Raw genomic sequence first — 17,832 nt, 5'->3', positions numbered from 1 at the left:
AGTTTAAGGACGCGTTTCATTCCAACGCCCCGCTTTAAACCGAAAACGTTAAACCGAAAACGTTAAACCACGAAGTTTAATGATTCAACCACTCGCATACATCCATCCTGATTCTAAAATTGCTCAAAACGTTGTTATTGAGCCATTTGCAATCATCCATAAAGATGTCGAAATCGGTGAAGGAACATGGATCGGCTCCCATGCCGTCATCAATGAGGGCGCCCGCATTGGCAAAAACTGCCGGATTTATCCGGGGGTCGTCATCTCGGCCATTCCCCAGGATCTGAAATTCAAAGGCGAATATACGCTCACCTTTGTGGGCGATAATACCACCATTCGGGAGTATGCCACGGTGAGCCGGGGAACGGAAGAACACCGCCGGACCGAGATCGGCAGCGACTGCCTGATCATGGCCTATGCGCACGTCGCACACGATTGCCGGATCGGAAACCACTGCCTCATTGGCAATACCGTCCAGATGGCGGGCCATGTTCAGCTCGGCGACTGGGCGATCATCAGCGCGTTCAGTGCCGTACACCAGTTTGCCAAAATCGGGATTCATTCCTTCATTTCGGGTGGTTCACTGGTGCGGAAAGACGTTCCGCCGTTTTCGAAAGCCGCCCGCGAACCGATTACCTACGCCGGGATCAACTCGGTAGGGCTGCGTCGGCGCGGCTATACCAACGAGCAAATCAACCAGATTCAGGAAATTTACCGGTATGTGTACCTGCGTGGTTTGAACAACGCCGAAGCGCTTACCCGCATCGACCTGGAGCTGCCTCCTTCCGACGAACGCGACGAAATCGTCAACTTCATCCGCAACTCCGAACGCGGCATCATGAAAGGCCCATCGGGGCGGGAAGTGGGAGAGTAAGAGGAATTGAATAACGAACACTGAATATTGAATAATGAATAGCGAAGTCTCCAGTTCCCAGATTTCGTTATTCGCTATTCAATATTCGACATTCGTTATTTTTTTGTTTGAAATATATGCAAATCACCACCGAACGACTCAGCAAGCGCTTCCGGCGCGAGTGGATTTTCCGGAACGTTGATCTGACGATGCGGGCCGGGAATAGCTATACCTTCGTCGGCCCCAACGGCAGCGGGAAATCGACCCTGCTCCAGACCCTCGCCGGTGTTTTGCCCGTTTCGGAAGGTACTATCCACTATACGGTTCAGGAAAAACCGCTCGATGTTGACGACTGGTTCCGCCACCTGGTCGTAGCGGCTCCGTACCTTGAATTAATTGAAGAATTGACGCTCCTCGAACTGCTGACGTTCCACCAGGCTTTCAAACCGTTCAAAAACCAGCTTACGCCCGACCAGCTTTGTGAACTGATGTACCTGAGCCACGCCCGGAACAAGGAAATCAAAGCGTTTTCGTCGGGCATGAAACAGCGGGTGAAACTGGGCCTGGCGTTTTACTCCGAAGCCGCCATCGTGATGCTGGACGAACCCACCTCCAACCTCGACAAACAGGGCGTCGCCTGGTACCGGGAGCGCGTCCGGCTGCTTTCCGACCAACTGGTTTTGATCGGCTCCAACCAGCCCGACGAATACGATTTCTGCCCCAATGTCATCGACATCAGCCGCTGGAAGTAATTTTTCGGGCTTCCTCAAGGATAGGACTCACGTCTGATAATTTTGTTACACTTTCGCTTTCTGCCCCTAAAGTCGAACGCGACCCCGGCCCTAAAGGGGACTTGGACGCAGCTTAATCCGGATGCTAAAGTCCCCTTTAGGGGGCTTAAACATCCGCTTTTCGCCCCCAACCCTCTAAAGGGGGCTTCGAAATCCAGATGTTTAAGCCCGGCACCGGCCGCCCGGCCTTTAGGGGGTTGGGGGCAGAAAGCGAAAGTCCTGTAGGATTTAAGTGTACCTCAAAACGTCCCATCAGGAACATACAGTTGCAACTCTTTGCATCGTTATGGAGTCTTGGTTACTAAGAGAAAAGAGGATAGACTAGAGAAGAAAGGAGGCTCCATACCGGTTTTATCTCTGATCTCTTGTCTAACCTCTTTCCTCTAAAATGATTATCTTGAAATCCTTTACTGATGTCGCCGGTTTATGTGCAGAACGTTTACTTTCGCTTTGTTTTTCGTGCTTTTGGGACTGCTGTCTTCAGCGAAGGCTGAAGCTCCGGGCGGGGCCGTACGGTTTGTGCAGAACAAAGGCCAGTGGTCGCCGGAGGTGTTGTTCCGGGCCGAATTACCGGGCGGTTTTCTGTTCCTGAAAAAGCAGTCGCTCCATTACGTTTTTTACGATACCGAAACCCTGGACCGGCTTCACTCGGGGCCGGTTAAGCAGTCTGCATCCCGAACGGCAGCGCCACCCGAACGCGCCGAACCGCTGGTGAATGCCCACGGCGTGGACGTACAACTGCAAAACAGCCTGCCCACGGCCCACATTGAAACCAAAAACCGCGTTTCGGAACACCACAACTATTTTTTGGGAAACGATGCCAGCCGCTGGGCGAGTGCCGTTCCGGCTTTTGGCGAAATTATTTACCACGACATTTATCCCGGAATCGACCTGCGGCTGTTTGCCTATTACCAGACGATGAAATACGAGTTTCTGGTAAAACCGGGTGCCGATCCGTCGGTGATCCGGCTCCGGTATGACGGGGCGTCGTCGGTTCGTTCGGAGAAGGGACAACTGGTTGTTGAAACCAGCCTTTTACCCTTTCGGGAAGAAAAACCGTATTCGTTTACCGAAAAAAACAACAAAACCACGGAGGTTCCGGCGGATTGGGTGCTGGAAGATAAAACCGCCACGTTTCGTTTTCCCAATGGCTATGACAAACAGCAACCGCTCACCATCGACCCGACCCTGATCTTTTCGACCTACTCGGGCTCGGTCAGTGACAACTGGGGGCATACGGCCACCTACGACAACGACGGCAATCTCTATACCGCCGGAACCGTGTACGGGACCAGTTTTGTGCCGACCACCGGCGCATTTCAAACCCGGTATGGGGCCGAAATGGATGTGGCCATCATGAAATTCAGTCCGGATGGGAAGCAATTGCTGTATGCAACCTACCTGGGCGGTGCGACCGGAGAAACGCCTAATAGCTTGATTGTGAACAGTAAAAATGAGCTATTGATTTACGGAGTCACTTCGTCGGCCAATTTTCCGACGACCACATCAGCCTACAGCCGGAAGTTTGCGGGTGGTACGGGGTATATTCCTATCGGGAATGGATTGCCCGAACCGGGTAGTCTCTACGGAACCATCTACTTCCGAGCCGGAACCGATTTATTTCTGGCCAACCTCAGCACCGACGGTCGAACCTTGAAAAGCAGTACATACGTCGGTGGTTCGGCCAACGACGGTATCAACGTGGCCGATCAGTATCTGGGCATCTACAATTACGGCGACGACCTGCGGGGTGAAATCATGGTCGACAAAAATGACAATGTCTACGTGGCCACGGTTTCGTTTTCCGCTGATTTTCCGGTGACGGCCAACGCTCCACAACCCAAACTCAACGGTCCGGCCGATGCGGTTTTGCTGCAATTGAGTCCGGATTTAAGCCAGTTGCGCTGGAGTACGTATTTTGGCGGAAGTGGTTACGACGTCGCCTATGCGTTGCGAATCGGCGCGTCGGGGTCACTATACGCCGTCGGAACGACCCGGAGTGCGGATTTGCCGGGTCTTGCCGGGGCCTTTAAATCCGCCATCGGTGGCCGGGAAGACGGTTTTCTGGTCAAATTTACCAACAACCAGCTCGAACGCAGCACCTACCTGGGCACTACCGCCGACGATGCCGCTTATCTCATCGACCTTGATCCGCAGGAAAATCCGCACGTTTTCGGACTAACCCGGGGGACGTACGCGGTGACGGACAGTGTGTACCAGAACGCCCGAGGCAGTCAGTTCATCCACGCACTCGACCCCACGCTGTCAAAAACCGTGTTTTCAACCGTCATCGGTTCCGGCCGGGTGGGGCCGGATATTTCGCCGACGGCTTTTCTGGTGAATGAATGCGGTAACATTTATTTGTCGGGCTGGGGCGGCAACGTGAACGTCCGGAGTGCCAACGCCAACAGCAGTACGCGTGGGTTGCCCGTTACGGCGGATGCCTTCCGAAAAACGACTGATGGCAGTAATTTCTGGCTGGCGTTGCTGGAGCAGGGCGGAAAATCGCTTCTATATGCTACCTTTTTCGGCAGCGAAAACCAAGTCGGACGCGGGGATCACGTCGATGGCGGAACCAGCCGGTTCGATAAAAGCGGGGTCATTTACCACGCGGCCTGTGCCTGTGGAGGAACGTCCTTTCCGGCGACGGCCCAGGTGTGGTCCACAACCAATAAAAGCCCCAACTGCAACAATGCGGCCTTCAAATTCGACATCGACCGGCTGAAAGCTACCTTCGATGCCTATCAGGGAACGCAGAAAGACGTCATACAGGGCTGTACGCCGTTGACGCTCAATTTCGTCAATACCAGCGAAGGCGGTATTACCTATGCGTGGGATTTTGGCGATACAGGCACCTCGACCAACCCGGCGCAGGTGAGCCATACGTTTGATAAACCGGGCGAATACACGGTTACGCTGACAGCCTACAACCGGCTGACCTGCAAGCGGGTCGATGTCGCCAAAAAAGTGATTAAAGTATTTTCCGCCAATTTCAAGGTCAGCAAAGACACCACGATTTGTCCGGGGCAACCGGTTCAACTGCTGGCGGAGGGTGGCACCACCTATGCCTGGACACCCACGCAGGGAATGAGCACGGCGACGGTGGGAAACCCGGTGGTGAATCCGACGCAAACCACCACCTATTCCGTAAAGATCACAAACGAAAACGGGTGTTCAGCCACTAAAAATGTGACGATTACCACCGACGATTCCTTCCGGCCCGTTGCCGAGGTGCGGCTTAGTTCGGAATGCGGGCGGCCCATGAAAGTGGAGCTGGTCAACAAAACGACGGGGGCCACCGGCCTGGCGTGGGCGATGGGCAATGGTGACACGTTGCGGACGAACTCGCCCGAGCCGTATCAATATCCGCAATCCGGGCAGTATGAAATTACAGTAACGTCTTCCAAAAACGGGTGCAGTCTGGCGCTCAATCTGCCGGTTATCATCGAGAACATGAGTGAGGTTCCGAACGTTGTAACGGCCAACAACGACGGAAAAAATGATGTGTTCAACGTGGGATTCACAGGAGCAAAGCTGGAGATTTTTAACCGCTGGGGCAAACTGATTTACCGCAGTGAAAATTACACAAACACCTGGGGGAATGAAGCACCGGGCGGCCTGTATTATTACCTGCTGACGACGCAACGGGGAACGCAATGCAAGGGGTGGGTCGAAGTACTGGAGTGAATTGGTTACCTTTTTTATTATCTTTAACGACACCTAAATTACCAACGATATGGCATTGGCATGGTTTATATCCTTTGTTGTTCTGGCCTGGTATTGCGGAAAAGCGTTACGCGCCCCTGGCAAACCGAATTGGCATAAAGCCATTGTGTCTACGCTATTCTGGCCCTTATCCATTGTGACAAACTGGATGGCGGAAAAAGAGGAGAAAAAAGGAGTGTAAATGCCTGTACCTGATCAGGCTGAGACTACGGTTTTGACGATGTCCTGTACGGTATAAAAAACCGTACTATCGGCGTAGGCTTCCAGTATGTCGGCGCGGGTGTAGCCCCAGGCAACGCCACCGAAGGCAATACCGGCTCCTTTCGCAGCTTCCAGGTCCCGAATTTCATCGCCGACACAAAGCACTTCGCCGGGCTGAACGCCCACCTTCGCCAGGGCTTTCCTGAATTTGTGCTGTTTCCCGAACAGCGAGCTGCCACAGCCGTAGTGCGTAATGAGGGCTGCCGTTTCGGGTCCCAGCACCCGGCGGATATTTTCTTCCGAATTCGAACTGACAATGGCCAGCCGGACGCCCAGATTCGACAACTGCTTTAACAGATCGGAAATACCTTCAAATAACGGAATTTGCGCAATGTCTTTGCCCATCTGGCGAATAAAGGCGTTGGCAATGAGCGGTATTTTCCAGGCGGGCAACCTGGCGTTTTTCATTAACTGACGGGCATCCATGCCCCGGAGCTGATCGACATTTTCAGGATCGATGGGTGGAAAATGATAGGTTTCCGCCAGCACGTTTACCGTTTTTAAAAAATAAGGGAACGAATCGGCCAGCGTGCCATCGAAATCGAAAATAACCAGTTTGTAATTCATCGTCGTTGTTGTTTTACTAGCCGATATAAAATCCTGAAAGGCACTTTGGATGGGAACTTGTTCAAGAGAAACGCCCAAAGGTCAGGCCGATAAGCGGTTTTTCCATCCATCATCCCCCAACTTTTTTTTCTACTAAAAACTTTTTTTCAAAACCGCATAGGGGGAGCGCTTCCGACGCGGGTCATAGCCGCATACAACAGCAAATACATCCACAAATCGCTATGACAATCATGAAATTTTCCACCATTCTTTCCGCTTTTTTTCTTTTCGCCCTGGTGTCGCTCACCTCCTGCGACTTTGAACACGTCGGCCCTTACGAAGAAGATGACCGCTCGTTTGGCCTGACCAACTTCGACCGGCTCGACATGGGCAGTGCCTTTACCATCAGCGTTGAACAAGGCAGTAACTTTAGCATCGAAGCCCGCGGAAACCGCCGGGATCTGGATGATCTTGACCTCTACACCCGCGCCGGCACGCTGTATGCCCGCTATCGCAATGGCTCGTCGCGGCACCGGCGCTACGACATGAACATCTCCATTACGATGCCAAGCCTGCGGGGCGTCGATTTTTCCGGTGCTTCACGTTCCGACATCAGCGGTTTTCAGGGTCTGCGGGATTTCGACATCCGGCTGACGGGCGCATCCCGTTCAACGGTCGACATCGATGCCGACCGGACCAATATCGACCTGTCGGGCGCATCGGACCTCGACCTCCGGGGCGCCAGTGGCTTGCTGATCGGCGAACTGTCGGGAGCCAGCAAAGTGGAAGCCTTCGATTATCCGGTCGATGAAGCCGAGCTGGATTTGTCGGGAGCCAGCACGGCCCGCGTGCGCGTGTCGAAACTGCTCGACGTAAAAGCCAGTGGCGCCAGCAGCGTGCGGTATCGGGGCGTACCCGAGGTAAAAACCAACCTGTCGGGGTCAAGCACCGTGCGCAAGGACTGATTTCAAAGATGCAAGAAGTGAGAGTAGAGAGAAAAGACTTTTTAACCAAAAAGGAGCACCGACAAGTGCTCCTTTCTTTATTCTCACGTCTCACCTCTTACTTCCCAGAAATCAATCAATCGCCTGTGCCACTTCCAGTTCCTGCGGTTTTTTCGGTTTTACTTTCTTTCCGGTAAACCGGGCGATGATCCGATCGACCACCAGATACATCGACGGAACGATCAGCAACGTCAAAATCAGCGACGACGTCAGACCGCCGATGATGACCCACGCCATCCCGTTTTTGGTTTCGGCACCGGCACCACTGGCCAGCGCAATCGGCAACATCCCCAGAATCATTGCCAGCGTCGTCATCAGAATCGGGCGTAACCGCTCTTTTCCGGCCTCGATCAGGGCGTCGACCACATCGTGCCCTTCGGCTTTCAACTGGTTCGTAAAGTCAACGATCAAAATGGCGTTTTTGGCTACCAGACCCAGCAGCATGATCATCCCGACAATTGAGAAAACCGTCAGACTTTCCATCGTCAGGGCCAGCGCCAGTAAGGCACCCACCAGGGCTACCGGAATGGAGAACAGGACGACGAACGGATAGACCACACTTTCGTAGAGTGCCACCATGATGAAATACACCAGCAGAATGGCAATCATCAACGCCAGTCCGAGGCTACCGAAAGCGTCGGATTGTTGCTGCAACTGACCCAGATACTGAATCGAAACGCCTTCCGGCAATTTCACGTTCGCCATTTTGGTTTGAATATCCGTACCAACGGTTCCCACCGGACGACCCACCACTTGGGCATTAACCGTTACCGAAGAAAGCCGGTCGATGCGTTCCAGCACGCTTTCGCCGATTTGCTCCTGCACCTGAGCAAACTGCGAGAGTTCAAACGTTTTGCCCTGGTTGTTGACAAACGTCAATCGGCTGATGTCCTCCGGCTTGGTACGATCGAACTGATCCAGGCTGATGAGAATGTCATACTCATTCCCCTTTTGCTTAAACTTCGACAGGTCGTTGCCCCGGAAAGCATTCTGCAACGCAATCCCGACTTCAGAAGCATTGATCCCCAACTGGGCCATTTTATCACGGTCGAGGTTGACGGTTACTTCCGGTTTTGGGTCTTTGACCGAATACTTCACATCCTGTGTGCCCGGCACCGACTGGGTTACTTCTTTCACCTGCGCAGCGGCTTTCCGGATGTCGGCCAGGTTCGTTCCTTTCACGGCAATCTGAATCGGCGCCTGCGAAGCCCCAACGAGCCCCACCGGAACAACCGTTACTTTCACACCCGGAATTTTTCCCACTTCTTCTTTCAGCAATTGGCCGAAGGCTTCGGTCGATATGGTGCGCAGTTTTTTATCGATCAACTTGACGTTCAAATCGGCAATGTTGCTGTTCGACGCCGTGGCAATCCCACTGCTGGTATACCCCACGTTGGTGAACACATTGGTCACTTCGGGGTGCTTCATAATAATTTGCTCCGCCCGTTGCGCCAGGGCGTTAGTCTGATAAATCGAAGCTGTTGGGGCCAGTTCGATCTGAACGTTCATTTCGCCCTGATCACTGGCGGGCATGAAAGCACCACCGATAAAACCGGCCGGCACCAAGGCAATGGAACCCACCAGCAGGGCAAAAATACCGATGAACACGTAGCGTTTGTGGCCCAGCACCCAGACCAGAATCCGACCATAAGCGGCCGTCAGCCGGTCGATCAGGCTTTCGAAACCGAGGTTCAGTCGGCCCCACAAAGAGCTTTTGCTCAATACTTCAATTTTGCCAAAGCGCGATGCCAGCAAAGGCGTCAGCGTAAACGAGACGAGCAGACTCATCAGCGTCGAGAAAACCACCACCAGGGCAAATTCCCGCAGGATGTTCCCGATCAAACCGCCGGTCATGGCCAATGGCACAAACACCACGACGTCTACCAGCGTAATCGCTAAAGCGGTGAAGCCAATTTCACTCCGTCCGTCCAACGCTGCCGTCCGTTTGTCTTTGCCCATTTCGAGGTGGCGGTTGATGTTTTCCAACACCACAATCGAGTCATCGACCAGAATGCCGACCACCAGCGACAAGGCCATCAGCGTCATCAGGTTCAGCGAAAAACCCATGATGTACATGAGCGCAAAGGTCGGAATCATCGAAGATGGCAGGGCCACCAGCACGAACATGGCCGACCGGAAACTGTGCAGGAAGAGCAGCATGACCACCGACACGATCAGAATGGCCAGCCCCATATCAAAGACGACGGCATTGGCCGACGCCAGGGTGTAGATCGACTGATCGGAAGCAATGTTGAATTTCAGCTTGAACTGGCTGTATTGCTTTTCCAGTTGTGTCAGCTTGACCTGCGTCAACTGGCTGACCGACACCGCATTGGCATCCGACTGTTTCTGGATTTGCAGCCCGATGGCCGGCAGGGCATTGATGTGGTTGATGGCGGTTGGTTTGGTGGTTGCGTCCACCACTTCGGCCAGATCCTTGAGCAACACCTGACTGCCGTTGGGTTTGCGGACAATGATCAACTCGCGCAGGCGGTTGGTCGTTTCGACGGAAGCATCAAAACGAATCGAATACTGCGATTCCCGCGTTTCCAACTGACCGGCCGGATAACTGGTGTTGGCCGCGTTGATGGCCTGCGAAACCTGGCCAATCGACACGCCGTAGGCCCGGAGTTTTTCCGGGTTTACATTCACCTGAATTTCGCGTTCGTTACCACCGATAACGTTGACCTGACCCACGCCGGAAACGTTTGACAACTGCGGTTTGATATCATTATCGATCAGGTCGTACAGGGCCGTTGGCGACATATCGGCCGTAACCCCCATCCGCAAAACCGGAATTTCGTCGGTCGAGAATTTGTTCAGAATCGGGCGGTCGGCTTCGTCGGGCAACAGGTTGACAATCTGCTCCACTTTCCGCTGTGCATCCTGCTGGGCCAGGGTGGTACTAACGCCGTTTTTAAGCTGGATAATCACAATCGAAGCCCCTTCCTGTGAGGTTGAGGTCATGCGATCCAGCCCTTCCAGCGATGATAGCGCGTCTTCAATGCGCTTGGTCACGTTGGTTTCCACCTCGTCGGCGGAGGCTCCCCGGTAGGTTGTGGCCACGCTGATGACATTGGCTTCAAACTTGGGCAACAGGTTGTAAGACAGTTGCTTGTAACTCAGCGCTCCAAACAGGATGAGTACAATAAAAATGGTGATTACCAGCAACGGCCGTTTGACCGCTATTTCGGATATGGACATGGTTTGAGTCGTTTAAGCCGTGGGTACGGTTATTTGGTGATCTGTACGGTTTTGCCGTCGCTCAGGTTCAGTTGACCCGTCGTTACGACCTGATCGCCAGCGGCTAAGCCACTCAGCACTTCGATGGAATCGTCGAACTCCCGGCCCACTTTGATGACACGTTTCTGTACGACATTGCCATTCACCACGTAGACATACGGATTTTTGATGCTCTCGACCAGGGCCATGCGCGGAATTTGCAGGGCTTTCTGGTTGGATTTCTGCGAGAAATCAACGTTGACAAACGTCCCGGCTTTCAGTCCACCGGCGTTGTCGATGGTAATTTCAACCGGATAATTGTGTTCTTCGGTCCCCTGCGGAGCGATGTACGAAATACGGCCACTGAACGTTTTTCCCGGAAACACATCCGCCGACACGCGAACCGTCTGGCCTTCGCGCAACCGGTACACGTCACTTTCATTCACCGGCACCTGCACTTTCAGCCGGGCCACGTCCAACACCGTTCCCAACACCGTCCCAACGGTAATGTATTCGCCCGGTTCGATGTTTTTCTTCACAATCCGGCCGCTGATCGGTGCTTTTACGTTGGCATCCACAATCTGCTTCTTAATCTGCTCCGCCTGATTGACGGCGTTTTCGTAGTTGTATTTTGTCTCATTCAACTGAATTTCGGTGGTCGCATTGCCCGCCAGCAGGGTGGTATACCGCGTCACATCCTTTTTCAGCTTTTCAATGTTCAGCCGGGTGGCTTCGAGCGACAGTTCTTTCAGTTTGTTATCCAGTTGCACCAGCGTCGCGCCCTGCCGGATCGAAGAACCCAGATCAAAGTTGACCTGCGTCACTTTTCCCGCAGTTGTCGCCGTAATGTCCGCTTCCTTGAACGGAATCAGATTGCCGGTTTTGACCAGTTGCTGGCTGACGGTTCCTTCGGCAACCGGCGCGACAGTCACCGGAATAGCGGTGTTGGTGTTAGTCGGCATCTGGTTTTTTTCATCGATTTTCTTCTTGTTGGAAGCCAGCCGGAAGCCGATGAGCGACGTAATGGCCAGAACAGCGATTACAACGATAATGGTGGTCTTTTTCATTTTAGTCGGTTGTATTTAGTAATCAGAGCTGGTTATAAAAGCTTAACAACGTGCCTTGCGACTGCTCCAGATCGAGCCGGGCCTGGTAGAAATTAATGAGCGAATTGATGTAATTGGACTGGGCTTCCCGGTAGGAGTTGTCGGCGTTGATCAAATCCGTCAGCGGTTTGGTTCCCTGTTTGTATTGCAAGGTCGTGATGTTATACACCTCCTGCGCCAGCTTCACGTTCCGGTCGTCGTTCTGAACGTTTGTTTGCGCCCGTTGAATCTGCGACTGGGCGTTGTTGAACTGGAGACGGAAGGATGCCGTATTCAGTTTCTGCTGTTCTTCCTGAGTCAGCACCGTCAGCTTGGCCTGCTGCACCTGGGCATCCCGTTGCAAACCGTCGAAAATCGGGATGTTCAGCCGAACGCCAATGCTTCCGAAACCCATAAAATTTTTGAAGGACTGGTTGAATTCATTGGCCAGCACCAGCGAACCGTAGTTGGCGGAAAAATTCAGCGTAGGCAGATAACCGGCTTTGGTCCGTTGCAACTGAAGACGTTGCAGCAGCAAATTGGTTTCGGCCTGCTGGAACGTCGTCAGGTTTTTGGCATCGAACTCACCGGGTTGTACTACGGGCAACTGGGTCAGAATCTGCGGGTCTGCCAGGGTCAGTTCCTGCTCCTGCGGCAGACCCGTCTGGTATTTCAGCCGGTTGAGGGCCAGATTCAGGTCGTTTTCGGCCAGCGACAACTGCGAGCGGGTGCTGTTCAGGTTCACTTCCGTTCGCGTGTAATCGACCGGCTGAATGACGCCGTTGTCCCGTTGCAGTTTCAGGACGTCGAGCACCTGCTGCGTTCGTTCGATATTGTCTTTCAGTAACGCAATCTGCTGCTGGGCAATAAACACCTGGTAGTAGTTGCTCGTGATGTTATAAATGATCTCCTCTTTGGTCTGGCGCGTATTCAGTTCGGCCAGTTGCTGGTTTGGTTTGGCGGCTTTCAGGCCGAGGAGCAGCGATTTATCGTAAATCGCCTGCGTTACCTGCGCATTCACGTTTGTCTGGTATTTCGAACCCAGTGTAATCCGGGTGGGTTCGGTGCTCCCGCCCAGGCCCGCCGGGAGCAGGGTCGATTGCAGTTTGAGGTTGTCGGTGAAGTTACCGGTGGCCGAAACCTGCGGTAAATAAAGCCCCAACGCCTGGCGAGCCTGCTGATTGGCGGTTTCGGTTTGGTATTGCGCAATCCGGACGGTGCCAAAATGCTGGAGACCATAGTCGATGGCGTTTTTCAGCGTCCAGTTCGTCTGCGCCAAACCGGGCAGCGAAGCGGTGAGTGAAAGGGATAAAAAGAGAGCAAGGATCTTTTTCATGATTGGTAATAAACGAAGAAAAACTTATATTGTTGACAGGTCTACTGTTGATATATCAACAATACGGATCAATAAAAAATTAACTTTCAACCAAAGCCGTCAACTTCCGGAGGAGTTTGAGCAGCGTATCGACCTCTTCCGGATCAAGCTGGCGTCGTACGTCTTCATCCTGTCTTTTAGCCGCTTCGATAATCTGATCGATAATCATCTTGCCGGCCGGGGTCAACTGGATCAGGTTTTTGCGTCGATCGATGTTGTCCGGAGTGATTCGGAGGTAGCCGTCGCGCTCCAGGGTGCGAATAGAGCGCTGAATGCCTGATTTGTCTTTCTGTAACGCATTGGCAATGTCCTGCTGCGAAAGCAAGCCATCGGGGGCAAAATTGACGACAAAAAGCACCGGAAGCTGTTCATACTGAAGTGTAAAACCGGCTTTGGCCAGATCCCGGTTGGCCTTCTTGGCAACCTGGTGTAAAAAGTGGTTCACATTAAATACCACAAGTCCACCCATCTGATTGAATATCTTTTCCCGTATACTGATTTCTTCCTGCGTGATCATGTTGCAAACTTATAATAGGTTGATATATCAACCAAATTCTCTTTGAAAAAGTTTTGTATTTTTTGAGGATGCGGTCGATCAGGAGGATGAGCGGTAAAAGCTACCCATTCTTCATCAGCCGGTCGGCCAATGCGGGCGAGAGCCGCTGGAGTAGCCGGAGCAGTTTGGTTTTCCCGATCCGGCTTTCCAACTGGTTCTTCCGGAAGTGGAAAATAAACTCATCCACCAGTTGTTGGGGCGTGAGTTTATTCGTTCCCCGGCCGGCCGTCATGGGCGTATCGACCAGCGCCGGAATAATTTCGAAAACGTTTATACCGGTTTTCTCAAGCTGATAACGCAGGGCTTTCGTGGTCGTGTGAATAGCTGCTTTGGTTCCGCAGTAGACCGGTGCCGATTTTTTAGGTGCATAAATCAGACCGGATGACACCGTCACCAGAGCGGCCTCGCGGTGTTTCAACAAAACCGGCAGAAGGCCGTAGGCTAATTGCAGCGGGCTGGTCAGGTTAATCGTGATTTCGTCGCTGATTTTCTGATAACCATCCGATTCGGTTAGCCAATCGTACGGGTATTGAACCCCCGCATTGTTGATCAGCACATTGATGTCTGGATAGTCGTCCAGGCACCGTCGGATCAGGGCATTGACCTGCGTCGGATCAGCGAGATTGCAGGGAATGGTGTCGATGTCAGGAAATTGACTGCAGAGGTTGGTTAACTTACCCGGATCACTGGAAACCACAATCAACCGGTTGCCGAGTTCATAAAACCGCCTGACCAGTTCATACCCAATGCCCGAAGTGCCACCCGTCAGCAGAATCGTATTGTTCGTGACTTTCATAGAATAGGCTGTCAGTTGATAGTAAACCATTGAAAAAGAGTCTACTATCGTATTGTTTGCCGCCAAAACTACCAGACACGAAACGAGAAAAAAATGACATAGGTAAAGAAGTTAGCGCTGCGCTATTTTTCGGCGGATGCGGCTTAACTGCGTCGGGGTGACGCCCAGATAGGAAGCAATGTGGTATTGCGGAATGCGTTGTTCGAGTCCGGGATAGTGTTGCTGGAAGAGCGCATAGCGGGTTTGGGCATCCAGCAAAACAAGTTCAATTTCCCGTTCTTCTTTCTGAACAAAAAACCGTTCCGCCAGCATCCGGGCCGCCCGTTCAAGATCGGGAGCGCTGTCATAAAGGGCCGAGAAGGCCGCAAAATCGGCTACCAGCAAGCGGCAGTTGGTCATGGCCTGCTGCCAGATTTGGTTGGGTTTGCCGGTAATCAGCGAAGCATAACCACCCGCGAAGGAATTCGGGACGAAAAAATGCTTGTTGTATTCCATACCGGCCTGATTCCGGTAAAAGGCCCGGATTATGCCTTCCGTTAGAAAGCCAATTTGCGTGGCTCTACGTCCCTCTTCCAGAAAATACTGGCCTTTCGGCAACCGGATTTCTGAAAAAAGCGGTTCCACCCGTTGCCAGGTTTCGGGACGAAGGGGTGTGAGGGTGTTCAGAAAGGCTTTTAGGGTTTCCAAGAATCCGCAGTGCCTAAACCGCATACCGGCCGGTAGCCGAGTAATGTTTCAGCTCGATGGTATCACCCGGCAACGGTTTGGTATTCCAGTGGTGGTGAATCGCCAGGGCCGATCCCAGCGCCGTCGCCTGCGCCATCGAAGCCGCAAACACCTCGGTGTGGGGGAAAGCCGATGCCAGCAAATTCATGTAAATCGGGTTCTTGCTGAATCCGCCATCCACAAAAATGCGCTTGACCGGCGAGTTTTCCAGCACCAGGTTGGTCGAAATCAACTGTTGCGATACAATATCGAGCATCAACTGGTGGTAAGCTTCTTCGTAGGACCGGAAAACTGACAAATCGCGGTGGCGGAACAACGATTCCTGGAGCGGAGGGGCTTTAACGTCCTCAAACCGGTTGTCGGAATTGGGACGCGATTCCCGCAAATACTGAATCAGTTCCGAATCATAATCGACCTGCTTGTACTGGTCGACCGGTGTCTGGAAATGGGCGGCAATTCGTTTGGTCTGCTGTTCGTGTTCATACCCGGCAAACAGGCGCGACGCCTTGATCGGCTGGCCCTGGTAATGCAGGTAACACAGGCAGTCGTACTGCAACTCCTCCGCCGTCAGCGGAATGGTGTTAAACGGATTCAGGCTGATGGACCAGGTTCCGGTCGAAATCAGCACGAACGGTTCCTGAAAAGAGGCCAGATACGGAATCAAAGCCGCCGAACTGTCGTGCAAACCGACGCCAACCTTCAGCGGATGGTTCAGCCAGATGGCGTTCAGAACGCTGTCCGACGTGAAAATAGGCCCGAAAAGCTTGTCCAGTTGTTCGGCGATGACCCAGTCGTGGTACTGATTTTTGTTGAAATCCCACAGCATCGTGTGGCATCCGATGCTGGTGACGTCTGTCAAAACCTGGCCGGTGAACAGGTAACTCAGGTATTGGGGTAAGTGCAGCGAATACCAGATCCGGCGAAATAACTTCGGTTTGTCATACTTGATCCGGTACAGCATCAGGCCCGAATTCAGGCTGTCCAAAGCCGGAGAAGCGGTTTGCATCGCCAGCGTCGTTTCGTCGCCGTACGTACTGTAGAACTGCTGCCGGATTTTGGCCGGATACGGTTTCAGGTAATTATACAAATAACCGATGGGGCGGCTTTCTTCGTCCAGATGGACAAAACTGGCTCCGTAGGTCGAAAAATTCAACGCCCGGATGTCGAACTCGGGTAACTGCAAGACCTCCCGCAGCAGGGTTTGCACCCAGGCCGTGAGCCGGGCAACGTCTTCGCACGGATCGCCATCGTCGTCCACGATTTCATCAAACGGTTCCGATCGCTCCCACACGATTTCATACCGTTCGTTAAACAGAAACAGCTTCTTGTTCGTCTTCCCGACGTCGAAAATGGCAATAACGGGCGTTTTCATTTTTTGAATGAGTGAATGAGTGAATGAGCGACGGGGCCGCCCGCGCGGTGAGTGAATAGCTTCGCAGAAAGTATGTAGTTGGCGGAGCTATTCACTCACCGCGCGGGCGGCCCCGTCGCTCATTCGCTCATTCACAATTGAATTTAAAGTCCTGTGGCGATGGTTTTTAGGCCGCGTTCGCCGATGAGTTGCTGGCGGATGTTCAATTGTCGGAAGAGAGCCAGGGGTTGCAAAGCACCACCCGCGCGCCGACGGGCTTCGGCCACCAGGGGCCGGACGTCGGTGCGGTAAGCTTCCTGCAAAATCTCCTGCGCCCGCACCACATCATTGGCGTCGCGGGCTTCTTCCAGCGCCGTCCGATCAACCAGCAATGCCTGTGCGTAGGCCAGTTGAATGGCTTCGACCGATTGCAACAAATCTTCCAGCGGATCTTTGACGTTGTGGCTGGCGTCGATCATCCAACCCAAATCCGTCGCGTGATTCATGCCTTTAGCGTCCATCCCTTCAATTAATTCGTTGAAAATCAGGAATAACTGATACGGACGAATGCTGCCGACGGTCAAATCATCGTCGCCATATTTGGAGTCGTTGAAGTGAAAACCGCCCAGTTTACCTTCCATCAACAGCAGTGAAACGATTTGCTCGATGTTGGCATTGGGCAGGTGGTGACCCAGATCGACCAGCGTGTAGGCTTTTGGTCCGAGTTTATTGGCGAACAGAAGTGATGAGCCCCAGTCGCCGACGGTCATCGAATAGAAATTGGGTTCGAAGGCTTTGTATTCGACAAAAACTTTCCAGTCGTCGGGCAGGGCTGCGTAGATTTCCTGCAAACTTTCCTGCGTACGCTCAAACGCTTTCCGAAAATTGAGCTGCCCCGGAAAACAGGAGCCGTCGGATAGCCAAACCGTCAACGAATTGGAACCCAAGGCAACGCCGTGCCGAATCACCTCAATATTGTGGTCGATGGCCTGTTGCCGAACCGCCCGGTCGACGTGCTGCAACGAACCAAATTTGTAGCTGTTTTCCTGACCCGGCTGATCCTGAAACGTGTTGGAGTTCATGGCGTCAAACCGCAAGCCGAAACTAGCCGCCAGACTTTTGATGGCTTCGCCATCCTTCGGAATGTCCCACGGAATGTGCAGCGAAATCGCTCCGCTCGACTGGTTAAGGGCGTGCAACAGTCCAACATCCTCGATTTTTTCTTCCAGCGAACGCGGTTCTCCACCGCCCGGAAAACGCCCGAACCGGGTGCCGCCGGTGCCGAGCGCCCAACTCGGAATGGCAATCTGAAAATCGATCAGTTTTTTTATGATCTCCTCCGCATTAGCGACTTCCTCGGTCCAGAATGACAGCTTGCGCTGGTGCGCTTCCAGTGCCTTCTGGTTATGATCGGCTATTTTATACGCTTCGAGTTGCATGACAGGGTAGGGGTTAAGAGATTTATTACACAGAGTTAATCAGAGAACATCAGAGGTAACCAGAGTTTTTCTCTGATTAACCCTGATAATCTCTGATTAAC

At 52.9% G+C, this 17,832-nt stretch carries 13 protein-coding genes; 4 read left to right on the top strand and 9 right to left on the bottom strand.

The features are described from left to right. The first annotated feature begins 79 nt into the window (after positions 1 to 79). The 3 genes from lpxA (at position 80) to ACO064_RS07520 (ending at position 5,331) form a co-directional block, all read left to right on the top strand. Positions 80 to 874, top strand: a complete 795-nt coding sequence (lpxA, locus tag ACO064_RS07530) for an acyl-ACP--UDP-N-acetylglucosamine O-acyltransferase (protein WP_114407409.1) — start codon at positions 80 to 82, stop codon at positions 872 to 874. A 116-nt stretch (positions 875 to 990) separates the two neighbouring features. Next, positions 991 to 1,605: an ABC transporter ATP-binding protein gene (locus ACO064_RS07525; RefSeq protein WP_421826776.1), complete on the top strand. Its 615-nt coding sequence runs from the start codon at positions 991 to 993 to the stop codon at positions 1,603 to 1,605. 498 nt (positions 1,606 to 2,103) lie between these two features. Then, positions 2,104 to 5,331, top strand: a complete 3,228-nt coding sequence (locus ACO064_RS07520) for a PKD domain-containing protein (RefSeq protein WP_421830997.1) — start codon at positions 2,104 to 2,106, stop codon at positions 5,329 to 5,331. A 234-nt stretch (positions 5,332 to 5,565) separates the two neighbouring features. On the opposite strand, the gene ACO064_RS07515 is transcribed toward ACO064_RS07520, so the two are convergent. Next, positions 5,566 to 6,198 (bottom strand): HAD-IA family hydrolase, encoded by a 633-nt coding sequence (locus tag ACO064_RS07515; RefSeq protein ID WP_421826775.1) that lies wholly within the window; start codon positions 6,196 to 6,198, stop codon positions 5,566 to 5,568. Positions 6,199 to 6,428: 230 nt separating this feature from the next. On the opposite strand from ACO064_RS07515, the gene ACO064_RS07510 reads away from it, so the two are divergent. After that, entirely contained in the window at positions 6,429 to 7,142 is a 714-nt protein-coding gene (locus tag ACO064_RS07510; protein WP_421826774.1) for a head GIN domain-containing protein, read from the top strand. A gap of 111 nt (positions 7,143 to 7,253) precedes the next feature. Here ACO064_RS07510 and ACO064_RS07505 read toward each other — a convergent pair whose 3' ends face one another. The 8 genes from ACO064_RS07505 to ACO064_RS07470 all read right to left on the bottom strand — a co-directional run bounded on the left by ACO064_RS07505 (position 7,254) and on the right by ACO064_RS07470 (position 17,731). Further along, positions 7,254 to 10,385 (bottom strand): efflux RND transporter permease subunit, encoded by a 3,132-nt coding sequence (locus ACO064_RS07505; protein ID WP_421826773.1) that lies wholly within the window; start codon positions 10,383 to 10,385, stop codon positions 7,254 to 7,256. A 29-nt stretch (positions 10,386 to 10,414) separates the two neighbouring features. Next, positions 10,415 to 11,470, bottom strand: a complete 1,056-nt coding sequence (locus ACO064_RS07500) for an efflux RND transporter periplasmic adaptor subunit (protein ID WP_421826772.1) — start codon at positions 11,468 to 11,470, stop codon at positions 10,415 to 10,417. Between the two features lie 22 nt (positions 11,471 to 11,492). Next, positions 11,493 to 12,824, bottom strand: coding sequence for a TolC family protein (locus ACO064_RS07495; RefSeq protein ID WP_421826771.1), 1,332 nt, complete (start codon positions 12,822 to 12,824; stop codon positions 11,493 to 11,495). 79 nt (positions 12,825 to 12,903) lie between these two features. Beyond that, on the bottom strand, positions 12,904 to 13,380 hold the full coding sequence (locus ACO064_RS07490) for a MarR family winged helix-turn-helix transcriptional regulator (protein ID WP_421826770.1): 477 nt from the start codon (positions 13,378 to 13,380) through the stop codon (positions 12,904 to 12,906). A 100-nt stretch (positions 13,381 to 13,480) separates the two neighbouring features. Then, on the bottom strand, positions 13,481 to 14,215 hold the full coding sequence (locus tag ACO064_RS07485; RefSeq protein ID WP_421826769.1) for an SDR family oxidoreductase: 735 nt from the start codon (positions 14,213 to 14,215) through the stop codon (positions 13,481 to 13,483). Positions 14,216 to 14,326: 111 nt separating this feature from the next. Beyond that, entirely contained in the window at positions 14,327 to 14,902 is a 576-nt protein-coding gene (locus ACO064_RS07480; RefSeq protein ID WP_421826768.1) for a Crp/Fnr family transcriptional regulator, read from the bottom strand. Between the two features lie 13 nt (positions 14,903 to 14,915). Continuing rightward, positions 14,916 to 16,313 (bottom strand): FGGY-family carbohydrate kinase, encoded by a 1,398-nt coding sequence (locus tag ACO064_RS07475; RefSeq protein ID WP_421826767.1) that lies wholly within the window; start codon positions 16,311 to 16,313, stop codon positions 14,916 to 14,918. A gap of 143 nt (positions 16,314 to 16,456) precedes the next feature. Next, positions 16,457 to 17,731: a sugar isomerase gene (locus ACO064_RS07470; protein ID WP_421826766.1), complete on the bottom strand. Its 1,275-nt coding sequence runs from the start codon at positions 17,729 to 17,731 to the stop codon at positions 16,457 to 16,459. Positions 17,732 to 17,832 lie beyond the last annotated feature (101 nt).

The organism is Larkinella sp. (assembly GCF_965227735.1).
Lineage (GTDB): Bacteria > Bacteroidota > Bacteroidia > Cytophagales > Spirosomataceae > Larkinella.
The sequence above is the reverse complement of the archived record's forward strand: the minus strand, read 5'-3'. Positions and strand labels throughout refer to the sequence as shown.

Excerpts from the sequence above, each read along its gene's own strand:
- lpxA (WP_114407409.1), top strand. The coding sequence starts at position 80 with ATGATTCAACCACTCGCATACATCCATCCTGATTCTAAAATTGCTCAA.
- ACO064_RS07525 (WP_421826776.1), top strand. The coding sequence starts at position 991 with ATGCAAATCACCACCGAACGACTCAGCAAGCGCTTCCGGCGCGAGTGG.
- ACO064_RS07515 (WP_421826775.1), bottom strand. The coding sequence starts at position 6,198 with ATGAATTACAAACTGGTTATTTTCGATTTCGATGGCACGCTGGCCGAT.
- ACO064_RS07510 (WP_421826774.1), top strand. The coding sequence starts at position 6,429 with ATGAAATTTTCCACCATTCTTTCCGCTTTTTTTCTTTTCGCCCTGGTG.
- ACO064_RS07505 (WP_421826773.1), bottom strand. The coding sequence starts at position 10,385 with ATGTCCATATCCGAAATAGCGGTCAAACGGCCGTTGCTGGTAATCACC.
- ACO064_RS07500 (WP_421826772.1), bottom strand. The coding sequence starts at position 11,470 with ATGAAAAAGACCACCATTATCGTTGTAATCGCTGTTCTGGCCATTACG.
- ACO064_RS07495 (WP_421826771.1), bottom strand. The coding sequence starts at position 12,824 with ATGAAAAAGATCCTTGCTCTCTTTTTATCCCTTTCACTCACCGCTTCG.
- ACO064_RS07490 (WP_421826770.1), bottom strand. The coding sequence starts at position 13,380 with ATGATCACGCAGGAAGAAATCAGTATACGGGAAAAGATATTCAATCAG.
- ACO064_RS07485 (WP_421826769.1), bottom strand. The coding sequence starts at position 14,215 with ATGAAAGTCACGAACAATACGATTCTGCTGACGGGTGGCACTTCGGGC.
- ACO064_RS07475 (WP_421826767.1), bottom strand. The coding sequence starts at position 16,313 with ATGAAAACGCCCGTTATTGCCATTTTCGACGTCGGGAAGACGAACAAG.
- ACO064_RS07470 (WP_421826766.1), bottom strand. The coding sequence starts at position 17,731 with ATGCAACTCGAAGCGTATAAAATAGCCGATCATAACCAGAAGGCACTG.